This window comes from Nocardia elegans NBRC 108235, from assembly GCF_001612845.1.
In the GTDB taxonomy this organism is placed as follows: domain Bacteria; phylum Actinomycetota; class Actinomycetes; order Mycobacteriales; family Mycobacteriaceae; genus Nocardia; species Nocardia nova.
In genome coordinates this window covers 151,392-176,872 of record NZ_BDBF01000010.1, presented here as the reverse complement: position 1 = coordinate 176,872, position 25,481 = coordinate 151,392, and the positions used below count along the sequence as shown (strand labels likewise).

At 69.4% G+C, this 25,481-nt stretch carries 30 protein-coding genes; 18 read left to right on the top strand and 12 right to left on the bottom strand.

Annotated elements, in window-relative coordinates:
* The first annotated feature begins 91 nt into the window (after positions 1–91).
* Positions 92–541: a MarR family winged helix-turn-helix transcriptional regulator gene (locus NE2_RS09200; protein WP_063025540.1), complete on the top strand. Its 450-nt coding sequence runs from the start codon at positions 92–94 to the stop codon at positions 539–541.
* 111 nt (positions 542–652) lie between these two features.
* Here the strand turns inward: NE2_RS09200 and gatA are convergent, their stop codons facing one another.
* Both gatA and gatC read right to left on the bottom strand, forming a co-directional pair.
* Positions 653–2,125 (bottom strand): Asp-tRNA(Asn)/Glu-tRNA(Gln) amidotransferase subunit GatA, encoded by a 1,473-nt coding sequence (gatA, locus tag NE2_RS09195; protein WP_030512930.1) that lies wholly within the window; start codon positions 2,123–2,125, stop codon positions 653–655.
* On the bottom strand, positions 2,125–2,421 hold the full coding sequence (gatC, locus tag NE2_RS09190; RefSeq protein ID WP_036503944.1) for an Asp-tRNA(Asn)/Glu-tRNA(Gln) amidotransferase subunit GatC: 297 nt from the start codon (positions 2,419–2,421) through the stop codon (positions 2,125–2,127). The genes gatA and gatC overlap by 1 nt, the downstream gene beginning before the upstream one ends.
* Before the next feature lie 396 nt (positions 2,422–2,817).
* Here gatC and NE2_RS09185 point away from each other — a divergent pair, with 396 nt between their 5' ends.
* Positions 2,818–3,471 (top strand): ACT domain-containing protein, encoded by a 654-nt coding sequence (locus NE2_RS09185; protein ID WP_062962598.1) that lies wholly within the window; start codon positions 2,818–2,820, stop codon positions 3,469–3,471.
* An 87-nt stretch (positions 3,472–3,558) separates the two neighbouring features.
* Here NE2_RS09185 and NE2_RS09180 read toward each other — a convergent pair whose 3' ends face one another.
* The 4 genes from NE2_RS09180 to NE2_RS09165 form a co-directional block, all read right to left on the bottom strand.
* Positions 3,559–4,074: a GNAT family N-acetyltransferase gene (locus tag NE2_RS09180; RefSeq protein ID WP_063025539.1), complete on the bottom strand. Its 516-nt coding sequence runs from the start codon at positions 4,072–4,074 to the stop codon at positions 3,559–3,561.
* A 2-nt stretch (positions 4,075–4,076) separates the two neighbouring features.
* A complete protein-coding gene (gene ligA, locus NE2_RS09175; protein ID WP_507755310.1) occupies positions 4,077–6,215 on the bottom strand; it encodes an NAD-dependent DNA ligase LigA in 2,139 nt (712 codons plus the stop codon).
* A 58-nt stretch (positions 6,216–6,273) separates the two neighbouring features.
* A complete protein-coding gene (locus NE2_RS09170; RefSeq protein WP_063025538.1) occupies positions 6,274–6,951 on the bottom strand; it encodes a hypothetical protein in 678 nt (225 codons plus the stop codon).
* Positions 6,952–7,198: 247 nt separating this feature from the next.
* Positions 7,199–7,735: a hypothetical protein gene (locus NE2_RS09165; RefSeq protein ID WP_146165284.1), complete on the bottom strand. Its 537-nt coding sequence runs from the start codon at positions 7,733–7,735 to the stop codon at positions 7,199–7,201.
* A gap of 220 nt (positions 7,736–7,955) precedes the next feature.
* Between NE2_RS09165 and NE2_RS09160 the strand changes: the two genes are divergently transcribed.
* From NE2_RS09160 to NE2_RS09125, 8 genes are all read left to right on the top strand, one after another.
* Positions 7,956–8,474, top strand: coding sequence for an RNA polymerase sigma factor (locus tag NE2_RS09160; protein ID WP_063025536.1), 519 nt, complete (start codon positions 7,956–7,958; stop codon positions 8,472–8,474).
* Positions 8,471–9,160: a Rieske (2Fe-2S) protein gene (locus tag NE2_RS09155; protein WP_063025535.1), complete on the top strand. Its 690-nt coding sequence runs from the start codon at positions 8,471–8,473 to the stop codon at positions 9,158–9,160. The genes NE2_RS09160 and NE2_RS09155 overlap by 4 nt, the downstream gene beginning before the upstream one ends.
* An 86-nt stretch (positions 9,161–9,246) precedes the next feature.
* A complete protein-coding gene (locus NE2_RS09150; RefSeq protein ID WP_063025534.1) occupies positions 9,247–9,819 on the top strand; it encodes an RNA polymerase sigma factor in 573 nt (190 codons plus the stop codon).
* A gap of 63 nt (positions 9,820–9,882) precedes the next feature.
* Positions 9,883–10,356 (top strand): cupredoxin domain-containing protein, encoded by a 474-nt coding sequence (locus NE2_RS09145; protein ID WP_373862235.1) that lies wholly within the window; start codon positions 9,883–9,885, stop codon positions 10,354–10,356.
* 44 nt (positions 10,357–10,400) lie between these two features.
* On the top strand, positions 10,401–11,303 hold the full coding sequence (locus tag NE2_RS09140) for a metallophosphoesterase family protein (protein ID WP_030512919.1): 903 nt from the start codon (positions 10,401–10,403) through the stop codon (positions 11,301–11,303).
* Positions 11,300–11,689 (top strand): hypothetical protein, encoded by a 390-nt coding sequence (locus NE2_RS09135; RefSeq protein WP_063025533.1) that lies wholly within the window; start codon positions 11,300–11,302, stop codon positions 11,687–11,689. The genes NE2_RS09140 and NE2_RS09135 overlap by 4 nt, the downstream gene beginning before the upstream one ends.
* 29 nt (positions 11,690–11,718) lie before the next feature.
* Positions 11,719–12,975: an AAA family ATPase gene (locus tag NE2_RS09130; protein ID WP_228831064.1), complete on the top strand. Its 1,257-nt coding sequence runs from the start codon at positions 11,719–11,721 to the stop codon at positions 12,973–12,975.
* 68 nt (positions 12,976–13,043) lie between these two features.
* Positions 13,044–13,397, top strand: a complete 354-nt coding sequence (locus NE2_RS09125) for a hypothetical protein (protein ID WP_063025532.1) — start codon at positions 13,044–13,046, stop codon at positions 13,395–13,397.
* Between the two features lie 25 nt (positions 13,398–13,422).
* On the opposite strand, the gene NE2_RS09120 is transcribed toward NE2_RS09125, so the two are convergent.
* The 3 genes from NE2_RS09120 to NE2_RS09110 form a co-directional block, all read right to left on the bottom strand.
* Positions 13,423–14,475 (bottom strand): methionine synthase, encoded by a 1,053-nt coding sequence (locus NE2_RS09120; protein ID WP_063025531.1) that lies wholly within the window; start codon positions 14,473–14,475, stop codon positions 13,423–13,425.
* Positions 14,476–14,612: 137 nt separating this feature from the next.
* A complete protein-coding gene (gene mnmA / locus NE2_RS09115) occupies positions 14,613–15,725 on the bottom strand; it encodes a tRNA 2-thiouridine(34) synthase MnmA (protein ID WP_063025530.1) in 1,113 nt (370 codons plus the stop codon).
* Complete coding sequence (locus NE2_RS09110; protein WP_063025529.1) at positions 15,722–16,951, bottom strand: cysteine desulfurase family protein; 1,230 nt, start codon at positions 16,949–16,951, stop codon at positions 15,722–15,724. The genes mnmA and NE2_RS09110 overlap by 4 nt, the downstream gene beginning before the upstream one ends.
* Between NE2_RS09110 and NE2_RS35570 the strand changes: the two genes are divergently transcribed.
* The 3 genes from NE2_RS35570 to NE2_RS09100 all read left to right on the top strand — a co-directional run bounded on the left by NE2_RS35570 (position 16,950) and on the right by NE2_RS09100 (position 18,871).
* The gene (locus NE2_RS35570; RefSeq protein ID WP_146165285.1) at positions 16,950–17,207 is read left to right on the top strand and encodes a hypothetical protein; all 258 of its coding nucleotides are present in this window, start codon (positions 16,950–16,952) and stop codon (positions 17,205–17,207) included. The two genes, NE2_RS09110 and NE2_RS35570, sit on opposite strands and share 2 nt — an antisense overlap.
* 258 nt (positions 17,208–17,465) lie before the next feature.
* Positions 17,466–17,849: a hypothetical protein gene (locus tag NE2_RS09105; protein ID WP_063025528.1), complete on the top strand. Its 384-nt coding sequence runs from the start codon at positions 17,466–17,468 to the stop codon at positions 17,847–17,849.
* Between the two features lie 206 nt (positions 17,850–18,055).
* Positions 18,056–18,871: an acyl-CoA thioesterase domain-containing protein gene (locus NE2_RS09100; RefSeq protein ID WP_063025527.1), complete on the top strand. Its 816-nt coding sequence runs from the start codon at positions 18,056–18,058 to the stop codon at positions 18,869–18,871.
* Between the two features lie 47 nt (positions 18,872–18,918).
* Here the strand turns inward: NE2_RS09100 and NE2_RS09095 are convergent, their stop codons facing one another.
* Positions 18,919–19,821, bottom strand: coding sequence for a LysR family transcriptional regulator (locus NE2_RS09095; protein ID WP_063025526.1), 903 nt, complete (start codon positions 19,819–19,821; stop codon positions 18,919–18,921).
* Between the two features lie 356 nt (positions 19,822–20,177).
* On the opposite strand from NE2_RS09095, the gene NE2_RS09090 reads away from it, so the two are divergent.
* From NE2_RS09090 to NE2_RS09070, 5 genes are all read left to right on the top strand, one after another.
* Positions 20,178–21,095: an LLM class flavin-dependent oxidoreductase gene (locus NE2_RS09090; protein WP_063025525.1), complete on the top strand. Its 918-nt coding sequence runs from the start codon at positions 20,178–20,180 to the stop codon at positions 21,093–21,095.
* Positions 21,096–21,150: 55 nt separating this feature from the next.
* Positions 21,151–21,360 (top strand): TOBE domain-containing protein, encoded by a 210-nt coding sequence (locus NE2_RS09085; protein ID WP_030512908.1) that lies wholly within the window; start codon positions 21,151–21,153, stop codon positions 21,358–21,360.
* 100 nt (positions 21,361–21,460) lie between these two features.
* Positions 21,461–22,846, top strand: a complete 1,386-nt coding sequence (mftF, locus tag NE2_RS09080) for a mycofactocin biosynthesis glycosyltransferase MftF (protein ID WP_063025524.1) — start codon at positions 21,461–21,463, stop codon at positions 22,844–22,846.
* Positions 22,833–23,516: a mycofactocin biosynthesis peptidyl-dipeptidase MftE gene (gene mftE, locus NE2_RS09075; protein WP_063025523.1), complete on the top strand. Its 684-nt coding sequence runs from the start codon at positions 22,833–22,835 to the stop codon at positions 23,514–23,516. Before mftF ends, mftE begins: the two co-directional genes overlap by 14 nt.
* A 73-nt stretch (positions 23,517–23,589) precedes the next feature.
* Positions 23,590–23,964, top strand: coding sequence for a DUF2255 family protein (locus NE2_RS09070; RefSeq protein WP_063025522.1), 375 nt, complete (start codon positions 23,590–23,592; stop codon positions 23,962–23,964).
* Between the two features lie 68 nt (positions 23,965–24,032).
* On the opposite strand, the gene NE2_RS09065 is transcribed toward NE2_RS09070, so the two are convergent.
* Both NE2_RS09065 and NE2_RS09060 read right to left on the bottom strand, forming a co-directional pair.
* Positions 24,033–24,935 (bottom strand): SDR family oxidoreductase, encoded by a 903-nt coding sequence (locus tag NE2_RS09065; protein ID WP_063025521.1) that lies wholly within the window; start codon positions 24,933–24,935, stop codon positions 24,033–24,035.
* Between the two features lie 86 nt (positions 24,936–25,021).
* Positions 25,022–25,450: a GNAT family N-acetyltransferase gene (locus NE2_RS09060; protein ID WP_063025520.1), complete on the bottom strand. Its 429-nt coding sequence runs from the start codon at positions 25,448–25,450 to the stop codon at positions 25,022–25,024.
* Positions 25,451–25,481 lie beyond the last annotated feature (31 nt).

Genomic DNA, 25,481 nt, shown 5'->3' with positions numbered 1-25,481 from the left:
CCCACCCAGCCGACCACCGTGCCCGCCCGGCCCCGGCCGTGTGCTATACCGGTTCTCGCAGGTCAGAACTGTAAATCGGCGGAAGGACGGCATGGACAAGCCCACGAATCTGGTGGAATTCGAGACCATGCTGCTCGGCCGCTACACCATTCACCCGCGCTATCGCCGCGACGGCACCCGCCTCGATCGCAGCGCCTACCTGCTGCTCAGCCGGCTCGCCATCGAGGGTCCGATGTCGATCGGCCAGCTCAGCGAGGCGTTCGGTCTCGACGCCTCCACCCTCAACCGGCAGACCGCGGCGCTGTTGCGCGCCGGACACGTCGAGCGCATCCCCGATCCCGACGGCGGAATGGCCCGCAAATTCCGCATCACACCGGCCGGCGAGGAGAACCTCGACGCCGAACGCGACGCCAATATCGAAGGTCTGGGCCGCGTGCTCGAAGGCTGGTCCCCCGACGACGTCGCGCGCTTCGCCGACTATCTGCAGCGCTTCAACACCGATATCGAGCGGCTCGACGGCCGCCCATGGCCGCGGCCGTAATCGGCGTATCGACGATCCGATCCGCGCCCGCGTCCGGCCCGCGCGGCGGCGTCACCTGACGGGTACGCCGCCACGCATCCGGGCCGGAACGAGCTCGCCGATCGCGTGGGCTCAGGCGATCGGACCGCGCGCGGCCTCGTAGGCGGCGCCCACGCGATAGAGCCGATCATCGGCCAGCGCCGGCGCCATGATCTGCAGGCCCACGGGCAGGCCGTCGTCGGCGGACAGCCCCGACGGCACCGACATCGCGCAGTGCCCGGCCAGGTTGGTCGGGAGGGTGCACAGGTCCGACAGGTACATCGCCAGCGGATCGTTCACCTTCTCCCCCAGCTTCCACGGTGTGAACGGGCTGGTCGGCGAGACCAGCACATCGACGGTCTCGTAGGCCTTGTCGAAGTCCTGCGCGATCAGGGTGCGCACCTTCAGTGCCTGACCGTAGTAGGCGTCGTAATATCCGGCCGAGAGCGCGTAGGTGCCGATCATGATGCGGCGCTTGACTTCCGGGCCGAACCCCGCCTCGCGGGTGAGCGACATGACCTGCTCCGCGGAGTGGGTGCCGTCGTCGCCGACGCGCAGGCCGTACCGCATGGCATCGAAGCGGGCCAGGTTGGACGAGACCTCACTCGGCAGGATCAGGTAGTAGGACGCCAGCGCGTATTCGAAGTGTGGGCACGACACCTCGACCACCTCGGCGCCCAGATCCTTCAGCTGCGCCACCGCGGCGTCGAAGGAGGCGAGCACGCCCGGCTGGTAGCTGTCGGAATGCAGCTCCTTCACCACGCCGACCTTCACGCCGGTCAGATCGCCGCGCGCACCCGCGCGAGCTGCCTCCACGAGCGCCGGCACCGGCACATCGCGCGAGGTCGAATCCTTCGGGTCGTAACCGGCGATCACCTCGTGCAGCAAGGCGGTGTCGAGCACGGTGCGACCACACGGGCCGCCCTGGTCCAGCGACGACGCGCAGGCGACCAAGCCGTAGCGGGACACGGTGCCGTAGGTCGGCTTGGTACCGACGGTCGCGGTGACCGCGGCGGGCTGACGGATGGAACCACCGGTATCGGTGCCGATCGCCAGCGGCGCCTGATAGGAGGCCAGGGCCGCCGCCGAACCGCCGCCGGACCCGCCGGGGATGCGGCTGGTGTCCCACGGGTTGCGGGTCGGGCCGTACGCCGAGTTCTCGGTGGACGAACCCATCGCGAACTCGTCCATGTTCGTCTTGCCGAGGATCGGGATGCCGGCGGCACGCAGTTTGGCCGTCACGGTCGCGTCGTAGGGCGACACCCAGCCCTCGAGAATCTTCGACGCGCAGGTGGTCGGCATATCCGTGGTGGTGAAAACGTCCTTGAGCGCCAACGGAACTCCCGCCAGCGGCGAGGCCACGGTGCCCGCAGCGATCGCGGCGTCGACCTCGGCGGCGGTCACCAGCGCCTGCTCGCCGGCGACGTGCAGGAAGGCGTTGAGCTCACCGTCGACCTCGGCGATGCGCTGCAGATGCGCCTCGGTGACCTGCACCGAGGACACCTCGCGGCCGTGGATCTTCTCCGCCAGCTCGGCCGCGGACAGTTTCGTCAGATCGCCGCTCATTACTCGCCTTCTCCCAGGATCTGCGGAACCATGAACCGCTGCTCGTCGACCGCGGGAGCGCCGGACAGGGCCTCGTCCGGGCTGAGCCCGGGAACGACCACATCCGGGCGGGTGACGTTGGCGGTCGGATTCGGCGACGCGGTGGCCGGTACGTCGGCGGCGACCTCGGTGATGACCTGCACGTGACTCAGGATCGAATCCAGCTGACCGGCATACAGATCGAGCTCTTCGTCGGTGAGGGCGAGCCGGGACAACCGGGCGAGGTGTGCGACCTCGTCGCGGGAGATGGCGGACACCGCGAATCCCCTTTCGGCAGGTTGGTGCGTGTCGATGGCGCAGGGTGCTGCGCATGGGACAGCCTAATGGGGTCAAGGTCCGGAGGCGGCAGCGGATGCGTAACCACGCAGGGCCTCCCCATTAGGGTCGGACAACACAGCCTAATGGGTGCGCGTTGTAGCCATCCGGTCACGGTCGGGCTGCGCCGTTCGTTCCGGTGCTCGCCGGAAACAAGGTTGACATCACAACGTCATCGGAACGGCACTGGCACTGCACCCGGGGTTCGGCCGACAATGGATGTGGCGTACCTCACTGCCACGGCTTCGAATCGTTTGCTGGAAGCAGTGGGTGTAAGTATTGCGAGACTCGGGTATACGTCCGAAAGTCTCGGTCGCACAGGAAAGGAAGGCAAGCACGTGTCATATCTGCTTCGCGTGCAGCTTCCGGATCGCCCAGGAAGTCTCGGTTCACTCGCAGTAGCGCTGGGCTCCGTCGGCGCCGACATCCTCTCGCTGGATGTCGTCGAACGCGGCGCAGGATATGCGATCGACGATCTGGTGGTGGAAGTTCCGTCGGGCGCGCTGCCCGACACGTTGATCACCGCGGCAGAATCGCTCGCCGATGTGCGGGTCGATTCGCTGCGTCCGTATTCCGGCATTCTCGACACCCATCGCGAGCTGGAGCTGATCGACCAGGTCGCCACCGCCCGCGACGACCGGCTGCAGGTGCTGGTCGACGGCGTCCCGCGCGTCCTGCAGGTCGGATGGAGCACCGTGATGGATCTGGGGCCGCACGGTGGCGGCCAGCGTCTGGTCGGCAGCACCAGCGCACCCGAGACGCAGGCCGGCAGTGTGCCGTGGATGCCGCTCGAGAAGCCGACCGCCCTCGATCCCGAGGCCGATTGGGTCCCGCAGATCTGGCGGGACATGGACACCAAACTGGCGGCCGCCCCGCTCGGCAATACCGGTAAGGCGCTGCTGCTGGGCCGCCCGGGCGGGCCGGATTTCCGTCCGTCCGAGATCGCGCGGCTGGGCTATCTGGCGGGCATCGTCGCCACCGTCCTGAGCTGAACCGATTGCGGCGCAGCACATCTCGGCGAAGAGCAGCGGTGGGCAGCTGCGCGGTACCCGCCCCTGCCCGCCTCGCGCCGGATACGCCTACGTCCCGCGCGTAAGCTCCAGCCGCATGACGGTGAGCGGCAGCCCGGCGTCGGTGTGCCAATCCCGTTCCGGCACATGGCCGAATCCCAGCCGCTCGTAAATGCGGCGTGCGTCGGCCATCCCGGGCATCGTGGTCAGCACCACAGCGGCGAAGCTCTCCGCCCGGGCCGTCTCGACGACGGTCCGGACCAAAGCGGTGCCGACACCGGCGCCGCGGGCACGCTTGGCGACCGCGAGCATGCGGAACTCCAGTTCGCCCGGCCGCGCGATATCGGCGTACGTGGTGCCGGGTCGCGCGATGGTCAGCGAACCGAGCAGGTCTCCCTCGCGCTCCGCGACGAGGACCTCGGCTTCGCGCGCTCTGGTCTCGGTATCGGAAAGTTCTGCCACATAGGGACTTTCGGAATGCACATGCCCCTCGCCGACGTAGGTGTCGACCGTGAGCAGTGCGATCGCCGTGAAATCGTCCGGGCCGGCGGGACGAATCCGCACCCCCGTATCCAGCTGATCCATCCTCAGTCCGATTCGTCCTCGGTATCCGACTCCGGCCGCACCGCATCGGGCCCCTCCGCCAGCAGCGTGCGGAACCCGTCCTCGTCCAGAATGGGCACACCGAGTTCCTCGGCCTTGGCCGCCTTGGACCCGGGGGAATCACCGATCACCACGAAGGCCGTCTTCTTCGAGACGGATCCGGCCGCCTTACCGCCGCGCATCAGGATCGCTTCCTTGGCCTCGTCGCGGGAGAATCCCTGCAGGGAGCCGGTGACCACGATCGACAGCCCTTCCAGGTTGCGTTCGATGGATTCGTCGCGCTCGTCCTCCATCCGCACCCCGGCCGCACGCCACTTGTCGACGATGGTGCGGTGCCAGTCGACGGTGAACCATTCCTTCACCGCGGCCGCGATGGTCGGGCCGACGCCGTCGACGGCCGCCAGCGCCTCGGCCGACGCCTCCTCGATCGCCGCCATACTCCCCAGTTCGGCGGCCAAGGCGCGCGCCGCGGTCGGCCCGACGTGGCGGATGGACAGCGCCACCAGCACCCGCCACAGCGGACGGTCCTTCGCGGTGTCCAGATTCTGCAGCAGGCGTTTGCCATTGGCCGAGAGGGTGCCGCTCTTGTTGACGAAAAGCGTTGTGCCGAGCAGTTTCTCCTCGGTGAGGTCGAACAGATCGCCCTCGTCCGCGATCGCGCCCGACTTCAGCAGGTCGATCGCGGCCTCGTAGCCCAGCGCCTCGATGTCGAACGCGCCGCGCCCGGCCATGTGGAAGACCCGCTCCCGCAGCTGCGCGGGACAATGCCGCTGGTTCGGACAGCGGATATCGGCATCGCCCTCCTTCTCGGGGGCGAGCTCGGTGCCGCATTCCGGGCAGTGGGTGGGCATGACGAAGCGCCGTTCGCTGCCGTCACGCACGTCGACCACCGGGCCGAGGACCTCGGGAATGACGTCGCCGGCCTTGCGGATGGTGACGGTATCGCCGATCAGCACACCCTTGCGCTCGACCTCCGAGGCGTTGTGCAGCGTGGCCATCGCGACCGTCGAGCCGGCGACGGTGACCGGCTCCATCACCGCGAACGGCGTCACCCGGCCGGTGCGGCCGACGTTGACCTGAATGTCGAGCAGGCGGGTGGTGGCCTCCTCCGGCGGGTACTTGTAGGCGATCGCCCAGCGCGGGGCACGCGAGGTGCTGCCGAGGCGGCGTTGCAGGGTGAACTCGTCGACCTTGATCACCTGGCCGTCGATTTCGTGCTCGATGTCGTGGCGGTGCTCACCCCAGTACCGAATGCGTTCGATTACCGCGTCGGCGCCCTGCACGCGCACGGTGTGCGCCGAGACGGGCAGGCCCCAGGCCGCCAGCGCCTGATAGGCCTCGAACTGCGAGGACGGGCTGAATCCGACCATCCGGCCGAAGCCGTGGCAGATCATGCGCAGCCGGCGCCGGGAGGTGACCGCCGGATCCTTCTGCCGCAGCGATCCGGCGGCCGTATTGCGCGGATTCGCATAGGGCGGTTTGCCCTCGGCGACGATCGCGGCGTTCAGATTCTCGAAGTCCTCGAGCCGGAAATACACCTCACCGCGCACCTCGAGCAGCTCCGGTATCGGGAATTCCGTTGTGGGCGTGAGCTGTTCGGGGATGTCCTCGATCGTGCGCGCGTTGAGGGTGACATCCTCACCGGTGCGGCCGTCGCCACGGGTGGCACCGCGCACCAGCCGGCCGTTCTCGTAGACCAGGTTCAGCGCCACACCGTCGACCTTCACCTCGCAGACGAAGTGCGTATCGGCCCCGGTTTCGGCGACAACCCGGCCGATCCAGGTACGCATCTCGTCCTCGTCGAACACGTTGTCCAGCGAGAGCATGCGCTCGAGATGGTCGACCGCGGTGAAATCGGTGGCGAAGCCGCCGCCGACCAGCTGCGTCGGCGAATCCGGTGTGCGCAGGTCCGGATGCGCCTCCTCCAGCGCCAGCAGGCGCTGGAACAGCTTGTCGAACTCGCCGTCGGAGATGATCGGCGCATCGCGCACGTAGTACCGGAACTGGTGCTCGCGGACCTCTTCGGCCAGCCGCTGCCATTCGGTGCGCTCGTCGCCCGTCGCCGCCTCGGCGGTGTCGGCCGCCTCCGCGGCACGTGCGTCCTCGATCCCGGTTTCGCTCACCTCTGGCACATTAGCCCAGCCCACCGACATGCTCGCGGACCCTTCGGGCACGTCGGAATCAGGCGTTGACGGCGGCCCGGACATCGTCCGGCCACGACGGGGGCGCCGATTCGAAGGTGCGATCGGCGTTCGCGAGCACCGCCCGGCCGAGCGCGTAGTTGCCGGTGCCGCCGATGATCGCACCGAGGCCGGCGGGCAGCGCCCGGCCGAACAGCAACGCCCCGCGCTTGGCGATGAACCCGACGACGACTTTGCGGGCCATCGGATTGTCGATCGAGCGGACCACCGGAAGCTTGTCCGCCACCGCCGAGGCCCAATCCTTGGCGGACTGCCCGGCGCCCTTGCCGAGCAATTGCGCCCCGCCCTCGCCCAGGACCACCGCCACCACGAGCGCCCGGCGCTGCTGCTGCGACATCGTTCGCATCCCGTGCAACTCGCCCACCGAGACGGCGTAGAACGCCGAGGCTTCCATGAAGAAGACCGATTCCACACCGCTGGCCGCCAGTCCGATGATCGTGCCCACTCCGGGCACCGCCGCCGACAGGCCCGCGAGTGTGCCACTGACGGTCACCGCGCCCAGATAGCGCCACCGCAGGCCGCGCTCGATATCCTCCGGCGTCCGCTCCGGATGCTTGCGCCGCAACCGGCCCACGTACTTCGCCGCCAGCGGTTCCTGCACCCCCGTCCCCGCCCGCACGAACGTCTCCACCGACTTCTGCACTACCCGCTCGAACATCCGGACGGCCCCTTTCCTCGACACCGGCGACCCTACGGAGAACACGCCGATTCCTGTCCCACCGACACGAACCGGACGAACGTCACCGCCCGGCCGCCGCACTTTCGCACCGAAACCGTCGCGACCACCGCACCCGGGGGCGCCGCACCGCGACAACTTCACTCGGCAGTGCGATTACCCGCCCGCCGGTGATTCACTCGCCGATGTGCCGCGGCCCATGGTCGGGCGACGCCTGGAAGGTCCGAATTCAGAGGAGTTGACCGTCCCGGCAGAGGCTCGAACCGCGCGCGGAGGGCGGCGCCGGATGACTGCCGGGGTCGAACGTCCACGAGTCCAGGGCCGCGGCGGGCCGCCAGAACAGTAGACCGTCCCCGCTCGACGTGACTTCGTAGACGTTGTCGCGCCCTTCGATCAACTGGTCGCCCACGCAGTAGTCGGTGTATTCGGTGCCGGGTTGCCGGGCCCCCGCGCTGAAATGTCCGGCGGGCGCGTTCGCCGCCCCCGGATTGGGCACCGTACTCGGCCCCCTTGCCGCCGCCCCGCGAATCCACCGCGGCGCGCCGGCGGCGTCGGTTCCGCAGCTGTAACTCCACCCGCCCGCCGTGACGGTGTCTCCGCGCGGATGCGCGGTGTCGGCCCAAAGACACTGCGCGGCAACCGGATCGAAGGCCACATGGTCCGGCGCCCCGGCAGCGCCACCGGGTGCGGCCGTCGCGATCGCACCGGCGAGGGCAACGCCGGCCGCCACTACTCGTGCGCACTGCACCCCGGATACCACGTTCATCTTCGTCACTCCTCGCAGTCGTTGTGCCTGCAGATAGGAGCGCGGGTTACGCGGCGCGGCGCTCGGCCCGGCTCGTGGCGCGTAACCGGTGGTATGTGTAACCGCCCTGCTATCTAATTGATGGCGGCACAGTTTTCGACGGCGGCACAGTGTTTCCGCACACCCGATCGGCCCGAGATGGACTCGAAAGCGGCGACATCGGAGAGGAGGGCGGCGGCAGATGAGCGGGCAGTCCGAGTCGGCGCCCACACCGGCGTCGCCATCCGGGGACGGCTACGCCGACTGGGAGGAGATCTTCCGCGGCAATGTCGGCTGGGTATACGCGCTGATGCTCGCGAAGGTGGGCGCCGCGCCCGATGCCGAAGAGCTGACGACGGAGGTGTTCATGACAGCGCTGGAACCATCGCCCCCGGGTGCGGAACCATCGGAGATTCCAGCACTGCTGCGACATACCGCGCGTACGGTCCTGGCCCGCTATTGGCTCTCCCGGGTGGGCCGGGAGATCACCGTGATCGACACCGAGCCGCCCGGCCGCGCCTCGACCACGCCGGCAGCGGTCGGCGATCTGCTCGCCGAACTCCCGGAATCCGATCGGCGGATCCTGGAATTGCGTTTCCTGCAAGGACTTTCGATGGCCGACACAGCGGCGCGGCTCGGTGTCAGCGTTCCCGAGGCCGAGGCACGCCAGCGCTCGGCGCTGCGATCGGCTGCCCGTCCCGGATCAGGAGGCTCGTTGTGAGCAGCAAAGATGTGGAGCGCTACGTCGACGACATCCTGGCCGGCCGCAGCCCGCGCGGTTTCCGGCCCGACGATGACGACGCCGCCCAGATCCGCGCCGCGATCGCGCTGCGGGCGGCCCGGACCGGTGCCGGTAGCCCCGACGAGGAGTTCATCGCCCGGCTGCATCATCGCCTGTCCGAGGATCTCGACGAGCCCGCCGATCCGGGTGCGCGCACGCGGCGTCCGACCCGGCGCGCGGTCTTGATCGGCACGTCGGTGGCGGCCGCGGCCGCGGCGGGCGGGGTCATCGACCACATGGTCCTGAGCGGATCCGGCGAGCCGAAAGTTGCTGCCGCACAGCAGACCCTGGTGCCGTCCCACGGAACCTGGCAACCGGTCCTCGCCAGTGCGGAACTACCCGACGGCGCGACCACACCGTTCGATCTCGGCGCCGTCAACGGCTTCCTCCGCCGCCGCGACGGGGTCGTCTACGCGCTGTCGGGAATCTGCACCCACCAGGGGTGCAAATTATGGCTGGACGCGACGGCGGCTCGGCTGCGCTGCCCGTGCCACTCGACCTCCTTCGGTTTCGAGGGTGAGGTCGTGACCCACGAGCTGCCCCGCACGCCCGCTCCCCTACCGCGGCTGCAGGTCCGTGAAGCGAACGGCTCGATCGAGGTGTTCGCACCGGAGAAGCCGGCCTGACGGCGCGCACCGAACCGCATGTAACCACACCCCGTATCTATCCCTGACAGGCGCGTGCGTCACCGGGCTGCAGGAGGGTGGTTGGGATGGCAGGGCGATCCACGGCCGGGTCGCGATCGCCGGAGGAGCCCCGGCGCCGCGACCTGCGACTGGTACCGCAGGATCGCTATCCCAGCTGGGAAGAGGTGTACCGGGACAACGTCGGCTGGGTCTACGCGCTGATCTTCGGCAAGGTCGGCAACAAACCGGACGCGGAGGATCTCACCGCGGAGGTGTTCGTGGCCGCGCTGAAACCGCTGCGGATCACCGCGAGCGTCGCCGAGGTGCGCGCCTATCTGCGGACCACCGCTCGCACGGTGCTCGCCGCGCACTGGCGATCGCGGATGGGCCGGGAGATCACGGTCATCGACGACGACATTCCGGACGAGACCGCTTCGGCGCCAACCGATTCCGCCGAGTCGAGGGCACCGGAACACGTCCGCGCGGTCTTGGGCGAGCTCCCGCAACGCTACCGCCGGATTCTCGAACTGCGTTTCCTGCAGGGGTTGTCGGTGCGCGAATCGGCCGCCGCGCTCGGCATCAGCGTGGCCAATGCGAAGGTGCTGCAGCATCGGGCGCTGCGCGCGGCGGCGGAATTGAATATCGACCTCGGTCTGTAACCCGGTCGCCTATCTGTCGGTGAAGCCCCGCACTCCGCGGGGTCCGGATGGAGGCCGGATCCGATGCCACGACACCTCGTTCTGAATTTCACCGCCGCCGCGACGGTCGCCCTCGGCGTCATGACACTCACGGCGTGCGCGACCCCCGCCGACAAGGGGGCGAGCCCACCCGCTCCCACCGTCCGCTCCGAGGACCCCGGTCTGGGTATGACCCCGGGTGGCCCGGAACCGATGCCGAATATGCCCGGAATGTCGAATGCGCCTCGCACGCCGGCCGCCGTGGCCGGACCGAACGCCGTCACCATCGACAATTTCGCCTTCGGCCCGCAGACCGTGACCGTGAGGGCCGGCACCACCGTGACCTGGACCAATCGCGACGAGGAACCGCATACGGTGGTGGCGCGCGACGGCTCGTTCCACTCCCCGGGAATGGGCACGGGGGCCACATTCAGCTTCACCTTCGCTCAGCCGGGCACCTTCGCCTACTTCTGCTCGATTCATCCCTTCATGCACGCGACAGTGGTGGTGACCCCGTGACCGAACAACTCCCGCAGCACACCGATCCGCGCGCTCCGCACGCCATGACCCGGCGTCAGCTGCTACGCCACAGTGCCTGGTTCGGCGCGGCCGTCGGCCTGACCGTGGTCGGCGGCGAGGTCATCTCCCATGTGGCGGGCGCGGCCCCGGCCACCGCCGAACGTCCAACCCTGCGATTCGCGCAGATCAGCGACAGCCACATCGGATTCCAGGGCACCGCCAACGCGAATGTCACCGACACCTTCACCGAGGCGATCGATCAGGTCAATACCCTCGGATACACACCGGATTTCGTCATTCACACCGGTGACCTGACACATCTCGCCACACCCGCGCAATTCGATCAGGTCCGCCAGATGATGTCCGGATTGTCCACACCGCACATCTTCACCGTGCCCGGCGAACACGATTCGACCGACGACGGCGGACAGCGCTACCGCTCGGTGTTCGGCAAGGGCACCCGCGGTGACGGGTGGTACAGCTTCGACATCGCGGGGGTGCACGTCATCGGGTTGGTCAATACGCTCAACGCGCAGAATCTGGGCCATCTCGGACAGGATCAGATCGACTTCGTCCGCACCGACGTGGCGGGATTGTCAGCCGACACCCCGATCATCGTCTTCAGCCATATCCCACTGTTCGCGATGTATCCCCAATGGGGTTGGGGCACAGACGATGCCGCGCAAGTGCTGAGCCTGCTGCGGCGGTTCTCCTCGGTCACCTGCCTCAACGGCCATGTGCATCAACTCTTCACCAAGACCGAGGGAAACATCACCTTCTTCAGCGGGACGACCACCGCCTATCCCCTGCCGCACCCCGGCGACGGTCCCGCGCCCAAACCGGTGACGTTGCCGGCCGGAAAGCTCCACGACGCCCTGGGGATCCGGGAAGTGAGCTACCAGCAGGGCCGGCAGATGCTCGCGATCAAGGAGCAGACACTGCGATGAACACGCTATCTCCCGCACGGTGGCAGTTCCCGGCGCGCCTGGCGATCAGCGCCGGACTCGTCACCACCGGTCTCGTGCACACCCAGCTCTACGGCCGGGGCTATCGCTCCATCGACTACGTGGGCCCGTCGTTCGCCATCCAGGCCGCCGCCGCCTTCGCACTGGCCGCACTGGTTCTCATCGGCCCCTGGAGCCTGCGCGCGGCGGCGGCGGTGCTCAGCGCCGCCTCCCTGGCCGGCTTCGTGTTGTCGCGAACGAGCGGCCTGTTCGGATTCACCGAAACCGGCTGGCAGCCGGTACCGCAGGCGATGGTCGCGGTCGTCGCCGAGATCGTCACCCTCGTGGTCTGTCTGGTCTCGCTGTACCGGAGCGAACTTCGCACCTGATGTCGCGGCGCCGCCCGGCGGACGGCAGGATGGCTCGGGTGCTGCGTAGTTTTCAGGTGACCAATCACCGTTCCCTGGCCGAACCACAGGAACTCCGCCTGGTGTCGAGCCGGGCCGGTGCGCTGCCCGCTCCCGTCACCGCCGTCCACGGCGCGGCGGCGAGCGGGAAATCCGGTCTCGTCGACGCACTGGCCCACATGCGCGACGCGGTCCTGCATTCGGTGACCGGCTGGGATCCCTACGCCGGGCCGGTGCGCACGCCGCATCTCGGATTCGCCGACCGGCCTTCGGAATTCGTCGCCACCTTCGTCGCCGAGGGCACCCCCTACACCTACGGGTTCCGCCTCGACAACGCCGATGTCACCGCCGAATGGCTGCATACGCATCCGCACAACCGCAAACGCGTCATCTTCGAACGGGAGGGCGAGCAGATCCGGATCGGGCCGATGTTCGAACCGGTGCGCTTCGGCATCACCGCCCTGGTGCCGCTGGTGCGGCCGAATGCGCTGCTGCTCAGCCTGACCGGGCAGATGTACGCCGAGGCGCTGGTACCCGCCTATCGCTGGTTCTCCGCGCAGCTCGACGTCCAGCGCGGGCCCGCCGACCCGCACAGCATCGCCGAGCGCCTCGGCGGCCACATCTCCCGCTCCGCCGACAACGCCGCGCGGCTGCTGATGCTGCTGCGCTCGGCCGAACTGGGCATCGAGGATCTGCTCCTGGCCGAGAACGATCCGATGTACGCCGACTACCTGCGCGATATCGACGGCGAAATCGCCGGGATGGCAAAGGAATTGGATGCGTGTGCCGCCTCGCCCGCGCACGCCCTGCGGGTGCGCGAAAGCCTCGGCGTCGACCCCGTCGCCCTCGAACGGGAACTGAGCAATCTGCGCGCGGCCCGCGACACCCTCTACGCGCGCATGGTCGCCCGCCGCGGGGTCGGGCTCGGCGTGGTTCACGAGGGCATCGACGCCGCCTTCGACATCGCCGACGAATCCACCGCCACACTGGCCCTGCTGCGCCTGCTGCCGACCGTGCTCGACGCGCTCGACACCGGCCGGGTCCTGGCGGTCGACGATGTCGACACCCACCTCACCGGGGACACCGCCGACCGGCTGATCCAGCTGTTCCAGAATCCGGAGACCAACTCCCGGGGTGCGCAGCTGATCTTCACCACCCGCAACCGCACGCTCATCGACCGCGGCAACGGGCGCTCACAGTCTCGGCGCACCCGGGTGTGGCAGGTGCGCCGCACCGCCGCCGGCACCAGCGAGCTCAGCGCCGGCTGATATCGCCGCGGCGCCCCGGTGAGGGCGGCACGTCGAGGCTGTCCCGTTTGTCCGCCTAGCATGGAGGCATGCTGCTGCAGATCGTGTTCATCGTGTTGATCGCCGGCGCACTGATCGCGCTGCTGATGAACTTTCGCGGCCGGGGTCGTTTCGGTGGTTTCCAGCGCGGCGCGCAGGAGGCGGGGACGCTGCGGATCACCGGCGTGAGCCCGCGCCCGGCCGCGCAGGGCGAGCAGTTCGTGACGATCACCGGCACGATCTCGGGGCCGAGCGTTGCGGCCGAGACCGTGTACGGGCGCTTCGCCTGGGACGTCAACCAGTGGCCGTTCCCCGGTGAAGACCTCCCCGTCGTCTATCCGCCGGGTAAGCCTCAGCACTGGCAGATCGGCCATCCCGACCCGGGGCCGTCCGCAGGATTGTGATCCCGGCGCAGACCCCCGCCGCACCCTAGTCGAAGGTGAGCGAATCCGGGTCGTCGGCGTAGGCGCGGGCCACGTCGGACGACAGGTCCAGCGCACGGCGGGCCCACGCCAAGGGGGCGGAGGCCAGGCCACACGCGGGGGTCACCAGGATGCGGTCGGTGAGGGTGCGGCGCGGGAAGCCGAGGCGGTCGACGAGGCGCACGCCCGGTTCGGCGAGCTGCCGCCAGGTAGGCGGGGTGGCCGGTGCCGTGGTGGGGACCAGCCCCAGCGCGAGATATTTGCCCGCGTCCAGTAGTTCACCGACGGCGTCGAGATTGCCGGTGGCGACGGCCGCCATATCGAAACCTACTGCGGCAGCGGAACTTCCGCGCAGAAACGACAGTGGCGGCGCATCGGCGCAGCTGTGGATCAGCACCGGGCCGGACTGGGCGGTGACGACCGTGTCGAGGATGTGCAGCGCCTCCGGATCGGGAACCGCGCGCACGGTGTTCAGCACGCTGGCTCCGCGCAGACTTCCCTCCAGCACGGCCCCCAGCGACGGTTCGTCCAGTTGCACGACGACATCGGCGCCCAGCCGTTTGGCCACCTCGGCGGCATGATCGGACAGCCCCTCGGCCAATGATTCCGACAGGTCGCGTACCGCACCGGAATCGGTGAGCACGCGATGACCGTTCGCCAATTCGACCTGCGCGGCGAGCGTCAGCGGTCCGACCGCCTGCACCTTGAAGGTGCGGCCGGCACCGGTGAGACCCGCTGTCTCCCAGGCTTCTTCGAGCCCGTCGAGATCGGTGCGAAGCAGATCGTGCGCGCGGCGCGCGGTCGCTCCGGGGCGGGGGCTCAAGCGGTAGCCGCGGGTGGTGGTGTCGAACTGCATGTCGACCAGCAACGCCGAGGCCCGCCCGACCATATCGGAACCCGCGCCGCGCCCGGGCAATTCGGGTAGATGGGCGAGTTCGGGTAGCTCCCCCACAATCGTGGCGGCGGCCTCGCGGGGGTCGGTACCCGGCCAGGAACCGACACCCGTGGCGATACCTCCCCGCAGGCTCGGCCGCGCGCCGGATCGGTTCTCGCTCGTCATATGTCACCCATCTCGATCACCGCACCGAACGTCGGCGGCCGCACGACGTGGTCACGCACGGCGCAACCGTATCCGAGCGTGGACGCGGAGCCGACCGTACTCCGCGAAGTGGCCCCCGATCCGGACGACGTCCGCGCTCACCGCGCGGAATCCGCGACCAGCTCCCCGGCGCGCTCGCGTCCGGTACCGCTGATGGTGCCGCTGCCGATCACCCGGTCTCCCAACGGATCCGGCAGATAGGCCACCACGGCCTGCCCGCGCGCCACGCCGGTCAGGGGCTCGCGCAGTCGCGCGATCAGACCGCCGTCGACCGCCTCGACGACGGCCGGGGCGATGCCGCCGTGCGCACGCACCTGGACGACACAGTCGAACGGCCCGGACGGCACCTCACCGGAGGTCCACACGGCCCGGTCCGCCCGCACTGTCCACACGTCCAGATCTTCGGCGGGCCCGACGTGGACGGTGCCGGAGTCCGGGTCGATCTCGGTGACGTAGCGGGGGCGGCCGTCCGCGGCGGGGCCGGGCAGCCCGAGCCCCTTGCGCTGGCCGATCGTGAATCCGTGCACGCCTTCGTGGTCGGCCAGTTTGCGGCCGTCGCTGTCGACGATGGCGCCGGGACGCACACCGATCGAAGCGCCGAGGAACGCGCGGGTGTCGCCAGAGGGGATGAAGCAGATGTCGTGGGAGTCGGGCTTGTTCGCGACGGCGAGACCGCGCGCGGCCGCCTCTTCGCGGATGCGCGGCTTCGGGGTGTCACCCACCGGGAACATCGCCCGTGACAGCTGGTCGGCGGTGAGCACGGCCAGCACATAGGACTGATCCTTGTCGGCGTCGACGGCACGGCGCAGCACACCGTCGGACAGCTGCGCGTAGTGGCCGGTCACCACGGCGTCGAATCCGAGCGCGGCGGCGCGGTCGGCCAGGGCCGAGAACTTGATCTTCTCGTTACAGCGCAGGCACGGATTCGGCGTCTCACCGGCCGCGTAGGCGGCGACGAAGTCGTCGATCACGTCCTCTTTGAAGCGGTCGGCGAAATCCCAGACGTAGAACGGAATTCCGAGCACGTCGGCGGCGCGGCGCGCATCGCCGGCGTCCTCCTTGGAACAGCAGCCGCGCGACCCGGTGCGCAGTGTTCCGGGGGTGGCCGACAGGGCCAGATGCACTCCGACCACCTCGTGGCCGGCGTCGACCGCACGCGCGGCGGCCACGGCGGAATCGACGCCGCCGCTCATCGCTGCCAGCACTCTCATCGCGTACCTCCTTTCGCACCGGCCAGTCCGGCCGCTTCGGCCCGCTCCACCACGGAGGGCAGAACTTCCAGCACTCTGTCGATCTCGGCCACGGTCGTGGTGTGACCGAGCGAGAACCGCAGGGAACCGCGCGCCTGACGCGGTTCCACCCCCATCGCGAGCAGTACATGGCTCGGCGCGGCCACCCCCGCGTTGCACGCCGATCCGGTCGAGCACTCGATGCCCGCGGCGTCGAGCAGCATCAGCAGGGAATCGCCCTCGCAACCAGGGAAGGTGAAATGGACGTTTCCGGGCAGGCGCCGTTCACCGGTGGCGCCGTTGAGGACCGCCCCGGGCATCGCGTCCCGCACGCCGGCGATCAGGCGATCGCGCAGCTCGATCAATTCCGCTGTGCGCGCGGGCATTTCCCGCACGGTCTCCCGCAGCGCCGCGGCGATTCCCACCGCGGCCGGCACATCGGAAGTGCCCGATCGCAGGTCGCGCTCGTGGCCGCCGCCGTGCAGCAGCGGGACGCAGCCGACCTGCCGGCCCAGCAGCAGGACCCCGCATCCGTGCGGACCGCCGACCTTGTGCCCGGCGAAACTGGCCGCGGCCAGGCCACTCGATGCGAAATCGATGGGCAACTGGGCGGCCGCCTGCACCGCGTCGCTGTGCATCGGAATGTCGAATTCCTGGGCGACGGAGGCCAATTCGAGGATCGGCTCGATCGTGCCGACCTCGTTGTTGGCCCACATCACGCTGACCAGGGCGGTATCGTCGGCGTGCGCCGACAGCGCTTCGCGCAGCGCCCCCGGCGAGACGACGCCCTCGGAGTCGACGTCGAGCAGGGTGACCTGCGCGCCCTCGTGCTGCTGCAACCAGTCCACCGCGTCGAGCACCGCATGGTGTTCGACCGAGCTCACCAGGATGCGGGTGCGGCGCGGATCGGCGTCGCGACGAGCCCAGTAGATGCCCTTGACCGCGAGATTGTCACTTTCCGTACCGCCCGAGGTGAAGATCACCTCCGAGGGCCGCGCCCCGAGATCGGCGGCGACGGATTCGCGCGCCTCCTCCAGCAATCGCCGCGCGGTGCGGCCGGAGCCGTGCAGAGACGAGGCGTTACCGACCGTGCCGAGCACAGCCGTCATCGCCTCGACGGCGGCCGGGAACATGGGTGTCGTGGCCGCGTGATCGAGGTAGACCGTCTTGGGCGCCGCTGCGACCGGACCCGGGAAAGCCGACATCATGACCGATCCAGCCTATCCCACCGTTGACCTGCACACCTTGGGGGTATCCTTCCGCCTTCCGCGCACCACCTACGCTTCACCCCCATCGGCAACCCGGCTGCCCTCCCCCGATATTCCCGATGGCCGCCGGAGATTTTTCGGCGTCCCCGATATTCCGGCGGACAAATCCGGCAACACCGAACCAAGCATGTGCTCGATATTTGCTGAAGCTAAAAAGCTTACTCACCACGAATCCCCCGAATTTCCACCGAACTAACACTACCATTCGAAAACGACTGGACACCAGGTTGTTTCGAGCCACCGACCAGCTCGCGGAAAGTTTGCGGATAACCGCGTTTCTGACTAGGCTGCCTCGCAGAACGATCACCACGGCGCGGCGCGGATAGCGCTCGAGCGGGAGCGATTCCGATATTTCCCCGACTCGCCGTGGATGTGCTGGGGGTTATTCGCAGACATATGACGGTTGAGCCCGGTATGCGGCAGATCGAGTCCGGGCTGTGAGGTGAGGAGAACGGTGAGCGGCGAACTGATCACGACAACTCCGTCGGCGGCCCTGCTGGTCGAGGAGATCGTCGATCGCTACGGCTCGGTCGAGCAGTTCTGCAACCAACTGCGCCGGGACCTGGACGACCCGACCGTGCAACTGCCGCGCCTCACCCATTTCATGCCGCCGGACGGCCCCCATTCCCCACCCCATCTAGCCTGGTCACAGGCCCCGCGCTCGGAACCGGCGCCGATGACCGAAGCCGGCGCGACGCCGCCCGGACCCTACGGCGACGCCGAGTCCCCAGCCTCGGGTGGCGACCCCGCTGCGCCCGCGCCCTCGCGAGCGCAGCCCATGACCGCCGAAGCGCACGTGCGCCGCAGCCTGTGGCATCGATTGCTGGCCTGGTTCTGATTCGTCTCACCGATCTGCGGGATACCTTCTGTCACAACGTATTCGGGTCCGAAGAGCGTTGTCTCGTCCACCCCGGCCGGGTGCCGGCGCCCTGATCTCCTCGGTTGCGGGCCCGGCTTCGCCTACCCCGGAAGTGATCGTCGATTCCGGGCGGTTGATGATCGTGGGTGCCCGGCCGTCGGCCGGTGAGGAAGGAGTTCGGCGCCATGGACAGTGCGTTCTTCCGCGTCAAGCACGAGGAGACCGAGGAACTGCACCCCGAACCCCGCGCGGGCAGCGGCTGGGGTGCGGACCAGATGCGCGGGCCGGCCGTCAGCGCTGCGCTGGCGCGAGAGGTCGAGCGGACGGTCGAGGCCCTGGGCCGTCCGGATCTGCAGCCGGTGCGGTGGACGCTCGATCTGTTCCGCGCGGTCCGGATGCGCCCCTCGGTGACCTCCGCGACGATTGTCCGTGAAGGTCCCCGCCTCTGCCTGGTCGACGCGGTGCTGAGCCAGGACGGCGAACCGGCGGCTCGCGCGAGTGCGCTGTTCCTGCGAGCGAGCGAGGCCCCGCCCGGGCAGGTGTGGTCCGGCGGCACCACCCCGACCGCCCCCGATCCGGGCATGCGCGCTACCCGAGACCCGGAACGGCTCTACTACACCGGATCCGAGGGCTGGGGCGAGTGGTCCGACGCCTTCCGCGACAGCCCCCGAAAACGCATCTGGCACTTCGCCATTCCGGTGGTCGAGGGCGAGGAGTCGACCCCGTTCCAGTTCGCGGCCTCGGTCGCCGACGTCACGAATATGGTGTCCAATCTCGGCAGCGCGGGCCTGGAATACATCAATCCCGATGTGACGATGGCGATCACCCGGCTGCCGGCCGAGAGGGAAATCGGCCTCGCCCTCACCGAACGCGTCGAACACCACGGCCTCGCCGTCGGCACCGCGGTGATGTTCGACCGCGACGGCGTCCTCGGCACCACCACCGTCTCCGCCATCGCCAACGCCCGCCGCGGCGTACGCCTCGTCCCCGGCGCCGACTGAAAGCGACCGTTTCTCCTCGGCGCCGCTCGACCGGCATCCCGGCGTGATCAGCCCTCCGGGGTGGGGCCGGTGAGGACGGCATGCGCGGTTTTACGGAGGGCTGCGACGAGACGGCTGCGGTCGTCGGCGCGGGTGGCCAGGACTACGTGGGCCGGGTCGACGTCGGTGAGGGGGACGGCGGTGAGGTCCGGGCGGAGGGTGTGGATTCGGAAGCCGGCGGCGATGGCGATGGCCTCGCCGGCGGCGATGATCTCGAGTTTGTCCTCCATCGCGTCGATGACCGGGCCGTCGGGGGCGGGGCGTCCGTCGGGGCGAGGGTCGATGCGCCAGTAGGCATTCCAGGCCGGATCGGAATCGCGGAGCCGGGGCAACGGTTCGTCGGCGATATCGGCGAGGGTGACCGATTCCTTGCCCGCGAGCCGATGGGAGGTCGGCAGGATCACCACCCGCGGTTCGTCGTAGAGGACGGTGACGTGCAGCCGCTCGGTGGGGAAGGGCAGCCGGGTGACCAGCGCGTCCACGCGATGTTCCAGCAGCGCGGTGGGGACGTCGTTCCAGGGCACGTGCTGGGCGCGCACCTCGGCATCGGGATGGCGGCGGCGCAGTTCCCGTACGGCCGGGGTGACGATCAGCCCGCTGGTATAGCCGACCGCGACGCGCCCCGGCTGGGCGGCGGCGCGGGTCTTGGCGACCGCCGCGGCCGCCGCCCGGAGCAGCGCATGGGCCTGCGGCAGGAACACCTCACCGGCCTCGGTGAGCCGGCTTCCCTGCGGAGTGCGGTCCAGGAGGCGAGCGCCGAGTTGCTGTTCCAGCCGGTGGATCTGGCGACTCAGCGACGGCTGCGTGACATGCAGCGCCTCGGCCGCGCGACCGAAGTGCCGATGATCGGCGACCACGGTGAAACAGTGCACCAGCCGTAGATCGAGGTCCACGGGCGACGTCTCGGGCATGACGCCAGCTTAGCTGTGGGGCCCGAGTGCTCAGCCGCGCCTACCTGGGGCGATACGGAAAGTGTATTGCGTCAGACGAAAGAATCATTGGCACCGCGTCCGTCGACGGTGCGAGAGTGAGTTACCGGCGGAGATCCGGCGCCGGCGTCGACGGGATCGTGACTCACCCCGCGCCGACGCCCCACGACACTGCCTTCGCGCCCTCTTCCCGTGGCACCGGTTGCACCACCGGCCGCCGGTCCGTGGCACCGGTTGCACCACCGGCCGCCGACCCCGAGACACCCGTCGAGACCTACGTATTCCTCACCAGCACAACCATTTCAACGAATCGCCGTACATCCCAGGAGGGACAATCGATGACAAGCACCACCGTCGTGGAAGCCGCACGCAGCGCGCTGGGAGCGGTCGGCGTCACCCTCCCGGTGTCGTTCACCCGGACGCCCTCGGCGCAGGAGCAACGCAGCGCGGGCCGCCGGTTGGAAGAGGCCGGAGTCCGGGCGGTATGGACCAACGAGGTGATCGGCAAGGACGCCTTCGCGCACCTGGCCGTCCTGCTCGCCGCCACCGAACGGATGACGGCCGGAACCTGCGTGGCCAACATCTGGGCTCGGGCGCCGCAGACGGCGCACGGCGCCGCCGCCTACCTCGCCCAGGCGTATCCGGGGCGATTCGTGCTCGGCCTGGGTGTGGGGTATCCGCAGCAGGCCGACAGCGTCGGCCGCGAATTCGGCAGCCCACTGACGACCATGCGGGACTACGTGGCGGGAATGGACGAACAAACCTGGCCACCCGCGCCCGAGACGCCCTATCCCCGCATTCTCGCCGCGAACGGTCCGAAGATGCTCTCCCTCGCGGCCGATATCGCCGACGGCGCCCTGCCGGCCGGCCTGCCCGCGGAACATACCGCGCGCGCCCGAAACGCGCTCGGCCCCGGAAAACTGCTGGTGGTGGGCCAATCGGTGGTCGTGGACGATGATCGCGGGCGAGCCCGCGCGGCCGCCCGCGAGGTGGTGCGAACGTGGGCCGCCCGTCCGTCGTTTCGCGCCACACTCGTCGAATTGGGCTATCCGGCAATCGAAATCGACGAACTCGGTGACGGGGTCGTGGACGCACTCGTCGCCCACGGCCGCGCGGAATCCATCGTGGTCACGATCCGCGCCCAGTTGGATGCCGGGGCGGACCATGTGGTGCTGCTGCCACCGATCGGCACCGAATTCGGCTCCGGTATCGAACAGTTGGTGTCGATCGCGCCGGCCCTCCGCGAGCTCGGCTGAACGCGCCGACTCCGCCCTCCCTCGCGGCAGCAGGTCGCGGGCGTATGGTCGCCGCATGCGCCTGAGCACCCGAAATCAACTCGACGGCACCGTCGTCTCGGTCACTCGCGGTGAGGCCATGGCAGTCGTGCGGGTCCGCCTCACCGGCGGAGACGAGATCACCTCGTCGATCACCCGCGATGCCGTGGACGATCTCGGCCTCACCGAGGGCTCGACGGTCAAGGTGCTGATCAAATCGACCGAGGTGACACTCGGCATCGAATAGATCCACCGGCCACGTCCTCCAGTAGCACACGTAGCCTGGTCTGGTTCGTTCCGGACGCGGCCGGTGCCGGCCGAGTCGTGCCGATGGAGGTTGTGCCGTTGTGACCGTCACGCTGCGTCCGGACGCGCGGTTGCGGTCCTCGCCCGACGGACGAGTACTGCTCGGCGGCAGTCCGCTACGAATGCTGCGCCTCTCTCCCGCCGGCGCCCGCCGAGTGCGGGCGTGGTTCGCGGGCGAGCCGGTCGGCAGTGATACGAGCGCGCAGGCGCTGGCGCAGCGGATGCTGGCGGCGGGCGTCGCGCACCCGGTAGTCGGGCAGGGCCGCCACACCACAGCCGATGTCACGGTCGTGGTCCCGGTCAAGGACAACCTCCCTGGACTCACCCGGCTGCTCGCCGCGACCGGTGACGTGAGCTCCCGCATCGTGGTCGACGACGGTTCGGCCGAGCCGATCACCGATGGTGTCGCCGAGGACGGGGACCGCACGCACGCGACACCGACCGTGACGATCGTCCGGCACGCGTCCGCGCGCGGCCCGGCGGCAGCCCGCAACAGCGGATGCCGCGCGGTCGCCACCGAGCTGATCGCCTTTCTCGATTCGGATATCGTGCCCGATCCGGGCTGGCTCGACCCGCTCCTGCCGCTGTTCGACGATCCCGCGGTCGCGGCCGTGGCTCCTCGGGTGCGGACCTTCGAGCACGGTGTGCTCGGCAGCTACGAGGCCCACCGGTCGAGCCTGGATATGGGTGGCGAACCGGCGGTGGTGCGGCCGGGCGGGCGCATCTCCTACGTCCCGACCGCGGCGCTGGTCGTGCGGCGGTCGGCGTGGGAACGAGCGGGCGGATTCGACGAAAGCCTGCGCTACGGCGAGGATGTCGATCTGGTCTGGCGGCTCGTGGGTGACGGGAAAGTCGTTCGGTACCAACCCGATTCGGTCGTTCGGCACGAGCCGCGCACCACGCTGCGGGCATGGCTGCGACAGCGCTACGACTACGGCACCTCGGCCGCTGTCCTGGCGCGGCGACATCCGGGACACCTGTATTGCGCGCGCCTGCCTCGCAGCACCGCGTTCCGCTGGGTCACGATCGCGCTGGGCCGCCCGTGGTTCGGCATCGTGACGGCCGTCGAACCGGTGCGGCAGCTGCGGCGGCTGCGTACTGCCGGGATGCCGGCGTCGATGGCCGCGACGGTGGTCGGCGAGGCCGAAGTGTCCGCGGTGCGTCAGCTCGCCGATGCGCTGCGCCGAATCTGGTGGCCGGCAGCCTTGTTCAGCCGCCGCGGCCGCCGGTTGCTGCTCGCGGCCTACCTGCCGGTGATGGCCCGCGCGGTGGCGGCCGGCCGGGATCCGCGGGCCGGACTGTTGCGCATCGCCGACGATCTCGCCTACGGGACGGGAGTGTGGGCCGGCTGTCTGCGGGCGCGGACCGCCGAGCCGGTGGTGCCGCTGCTGTATCGAACCGACGGAGACAGTGATGCGTCTGGCTGATCTGACCTCGGCGGACCTCGCCGAGGCCGACCGCGCGCCGCTGCTGGCGATTCCGCTCGGCGCGACCGAACAACACGGACCGCATCTGCCGCTGGGCACCGACACCACCGTGGCGGTGGAACTGTGCCGCCGTCTGGTCGCCACGCGTCCGGATATCGTCGCGGCGCCGGAGATTCCGTACGGCTCGAGTGGTGAACACGCCGGATTCCCGGGGACATTGTCGATCGGGCACCGCGCCCTGGAACTGCTGATCGTCGAATTGGTGCGCTCTGCAGACGAATTCGCGGGCGTGATCCTGGTGAACGGGCACGGCGGAAACCTCGAGCCACTGCGGGCCGCCCAACGCCTGCTCACCGCGGAGGGCCGATCGACGCTGGTGTGGTCGCCGACCGGTCCGGCCGACGACACCCACGCCGGACACGGGGAAACCTCGGTCATGCTCCACCTGGCCCCGGCGCGGGTGACGATGCACCGCGCCGAACCCGGCGCCACCCAGCCGCTGCGGGAGTTGATGCCGCGGCTGCGGTCCGGCGGGGTGAAAGCGGTGAGCGCCAACGGAATACTCGGCGATCCGACCACCGCCGACGCCGCCGAGGGCGCGCGGATCCTCGACCGCTGGGCCGGCGCATTGATCGCCACGGTCGCCGAAAGGTTCCCCGAACCGCGCTGAGGCAGCCCCATCGCCGCCGGGAATCGGCCTAGCCTGGGCGAACCACTGCATCGCGATCGATGGAGGTAACGACATGGCCTGGACCGCCGCTCAGCTCGATCGGATCGGATCTTCCGAGGAACTGCAGATCACCAGCTATTACGAGAGTGGCGCACTGCGGGATTGGACCACCATCTGGGTGGTGCGCGTCGACAACGATCTCTACATCCGCTCCGCCTACGGCCGATCCGGCGACTGGTACCGCCACGCCATGCACACCCGCGGCGCACGGATCCGCGCCCACGGCGTGGAAACCGATGTGACCCTGCACCCGGTCACCGACTCCTACGCCAACGACCGCGTCCGCAAGGCCTACGAGTCGAAGTACCGCGACCAGCCCACCGCCCTCGAACCCATGCTGGCCCCCGCCGCCGAGAACACCACCCTGCGCATGGACGCCGTCGGGTAGTTCGGAATGGGCAGTCCGCGCATGCGGTGAGCGCCGGCGGCCGGTGTGGGCCGGCCGGTGCTTCCGGGTTATCGCCCGGTGAAGTAGTGGCCCTCCTCCAGGTCCTCGATGAGGTTGGGGTGCAAGGGTTTCCATCCGAGCAGGGCCGGGGTCGCCTCGGCCGTGGTGGGGTTGTCCAGTTGGACCATGGGGGCGAGGAAACCGAAGTGGGCGGGGGCGTCCTCGGCGGCGATGCTCACGATGGGGACGTCGAGGTGGCGGCCGATCACCTCGGCGATGCGGCGCAGCGGGATGCCTTCGTCGCCGACGGCGTGCAGGCGGGTGCCGGCGGGGGCGGATTCGAGAGCCAGGCGGTACAGGTTCGCCGCGTCGAGGGTGTGGCCGGCGGGCCAGCGGTTTGTGCCCTCGCCGACGTAGGCGGACACACCCTTCTCGCGGGCTGTGGCGATCAGGATGGGGACGAAACCCTGGCGGTCGAGGGTGCTGTGCACGGTCGGTGGCAGCCGGACCACGCTGGATCGGATTCCGCGCTCGGCGAACCCGATCACCTCGTTCTCGGAGTCGATGCGCGGGCCGGCCGGCAGCGAGTCGGCCTCCGTGCCGGTTCGTCCCAGGGCCGCGAGCAGACCCGTTCCGGACGTGCTGACCAGCGGCTTACCCGACCCCGCCAGGGCCTCACCGAACGCGCGGACGACTCGGAGATCGGCATCCGCCGCACCGAGGAAGTCCCCGGCGATCATGTTCTCGTGTTTGAACGCCAGGTGGATCACGCCGTCGGCCGCGGCCGCCGCCTCGGCCAGTGCCTCCGGATCGTCCAGATTTCCGCGCTGCACCTGCGCTCCCGCGGCCTCCAACGCCGCGGCCGAAGCATCCGATCGTGCCAGTCCGATCACTTCGTGTCCCGCTGACAGCAGTTCGGGCACGACCGCGGACCCCACATGTCCCGACGCCCCGGTGATGAATACGCGCATGGAAAGACCTTCCCGCGAGGAATACGCCGCACCTCTCGCACGGCGGCCGCCGATGTCAGCGACTGCCATCACGCTACACCTCGATGTCAGTCGCTGTCATCACCGGCCGCGAGGCGAACCCGGAATCGCTCGACGCCCGGATACTTCTCGCCCAGCGAGGTCGTGGTGAATCCGAGCGCCGCGTAGAAGCCGAGCGCCGAGCGGTCCGTTTCGGCGACGATCGGCAGCGCGGGATCGTCCGCGCGGAGTCGCGCCACCAACCGCCGGCCGACCCCGCGCCCGCGCAGCGATGTCGCGATATGGAGCAGGACGATCCGGTCCGCGCACCGCTCGTATCCGGCCACGCCGATCGGTTCGTCCGCCAAAAACACCGCGAGCAGACCGGTCGCCGGATCGTCGCGATATCGGCGCAGTACCGCGTCGAGGCGGGCCCGGCCGCCACCCACGGCCGCCGACAACAGCGAGCGCACCCGGATATCCGCCGCGAGATCGCGACCGGCTCGAATCATCGTCATCCGGGCACGGTATTCCCGCCAGCGGCCCGCG

What these genes read in the sequence shown, in the direction of transcription:
- mftE (WP_063025523.1), top strand. Translation starts at nt 22,833, where the DNA reads ATGCGTCTGGCTGATCTGACCTCGGCGGACCTCGCCGAGGCCGACCGC.
- NE2_RS09095 (WP_063025526.1), bottom strand. Translation starts at nt 19,821, where the DNA reads ATGCCCGAGACGTCGCCCGTGGACCTCGATCTACGGCTGGTGCACTGT.
- NE2_RS09130 (WP_228831064.1), top strand. Translation starts at nt 11,719, where the DNA reads ATGGCTCGGGTGCTGCGTAGTTTTCAGGTGACCAATCACCGTTCCCTG.
- NE2_RS09160 (WP_063025536.1), top strand. Translation starts at nt 7,956, where the DNA reads ATGAGCGGGCAGTCCGAGTCGGCGCCCACACCGGCGTCGCCATCCGGG.
- NE2_RS09140 (WP_030512919.1), top strand. Translation starts at nt 10,401, where the DNA reads ATGACCCGGCGTCAGCTGCTACGCCACAGTGCCTGGTTCGGCGCGGCC.
- NE2_RS09150 (WP_063025534.1), top strand. Translation starts at nt 9,247, where the DNA reads ATGGCAGGGCGATCCACGGCCGGGTCGCGATCGCCGGAGGAGCCCCGG.
- NE2_RS09065 (WP_063025521.1), bottom strand. Translation starts at nt 24,935, where the DNA reads ATGCGCGTATTCATCACCGGGGCGTCGGGACATGTGGGGTCCGCGGTC.
- mnmA (WP_063025530.1), bottom strand. Translation starts at nt 15,725, where the DNA reads ATGAGAGTGCTGGCAGCGATGAGCGGCGGCGTCGATTCCGCCGTGGCC.
- NE2_RS09060 (WP_063025520.1), bottom strand. Translation starts at nt 25,450, where the DNA reads ATGACGATGATTCGAGCCGGTCGCGATCTCGCGGCGGATATCCGGGTG.
- NE2_RS09090 (WP_063025525.1), top strand. Translation starts at nt 20,178, where the DNA reads ATGACAAGCACCACCGTCGTGGAAGCCGCACGCAGCGCGCTGGGAGCG.
- NE2_RS09135 (WP_063025533.1), top strand. Translation starts at nt 11,300, where the DNA reads ATGAACACGCTATCTCCCGCACGGTGGCAGTTCCCGGCGCGCCTGGCG.
- NE2_RS09120 (WP_063025531.1), bottom strand. Translation starts at nt 14,475, where the DNA reads ATGACGAGCGAGAACCGATCCGGCGCGCGGCCGAGCCTGCGGGGAGGT.
- NE2_RS09085 (WP_030512908.1), top strand. Translation starts at nt 21,151, where the DNA reads ATGCGCCTGAGCACCCGAAATCAACTCGACGGCACCGTCGTCTCGGTC.
- gatA (WP_030512930.1), bottom strand. Translation starts at nt 2,125, where the DNA reads ATGAGCGGCGATCTGACGAAACTGTCCGCGGCCGAGCTGGCGGAGAAG.
- NE2_RS09070 (WP_063025522.1), top strand. Translation starts at nt 23,590, where the DNA reads ATGGCCTGGACCGCCGCTCAGCTCGATCGGATCGGATCTTCCGAGGAA.
- NE2_RS09165 (WP_146165284.1), bottom strand. Translation starts at nt 7,735, where the DNA reads ATGAACGTGGTATCCGGGGTGCAGTGCGCACGAGTAGTGGCGGCCGGC.
- NE2_RS35570 (WP_146165285.1), top strand. Translation starts at nt 16,950, where the DNA reads ATGACCGATCCAGCCTATCCCACCGTTGACCTGCACACCTTGGGGGTA.
- NE2_RS09170 (WP_063025538.1), bottom strand. Translation starts at nt 6,951, where the DNA reads ATGTTCGAGCGGGTAGTGCAGAAGTCGGTGGAGACGTTCGTGCGGGCG.
- NE2_RS09100 (WP_063025527.1), top strand. Translation starts at nt 18,056, where the DNA reads ATGGACAGTGCGTTCTTCCGCGTCAAGCACGAGGAGACCGAGGAACTG.
- NE2_RS09125 (WP_063025532.1), top strand. Translation starts at nt 13,044, where the DNA reads ATGCTGCTGCAGATCGTGTTCATCGTGTTGATCGCCGGCGCACTGATC.
- NE2_RS09180 (WP_063025539.1), bottom strand. Translation starts at nt 4,074, where the DNA reads ATGGATCAGCTGGATACGGGGGTGCGGATTCGTCCCGCCGGCCCGGAC.
- NE2_RS09110 (WP_063025529.1), bottom strand. Translation starts at nt 16,951, where the DNA reads ATGATGTCGGCTTTCCCGGGTCCGGTCGCAGCGGCGCCCAAGACGGTC.
- NE2_RS09200 (WP_063025540.1), top strand. Translation starts at nt 92, where the DNA reads ATGGACAAGCCCACGAATCTGGTGGAATTCGAGACCATGCTGCTCGGC.
- NE2_RS09145 (WP_373862235.1), top strand. Translation starts at nt 9,883, where the DNA reads ATGCCACGACACCTCGTTCTGAATTTCACCGCCGCCGCGACGGTCGCC.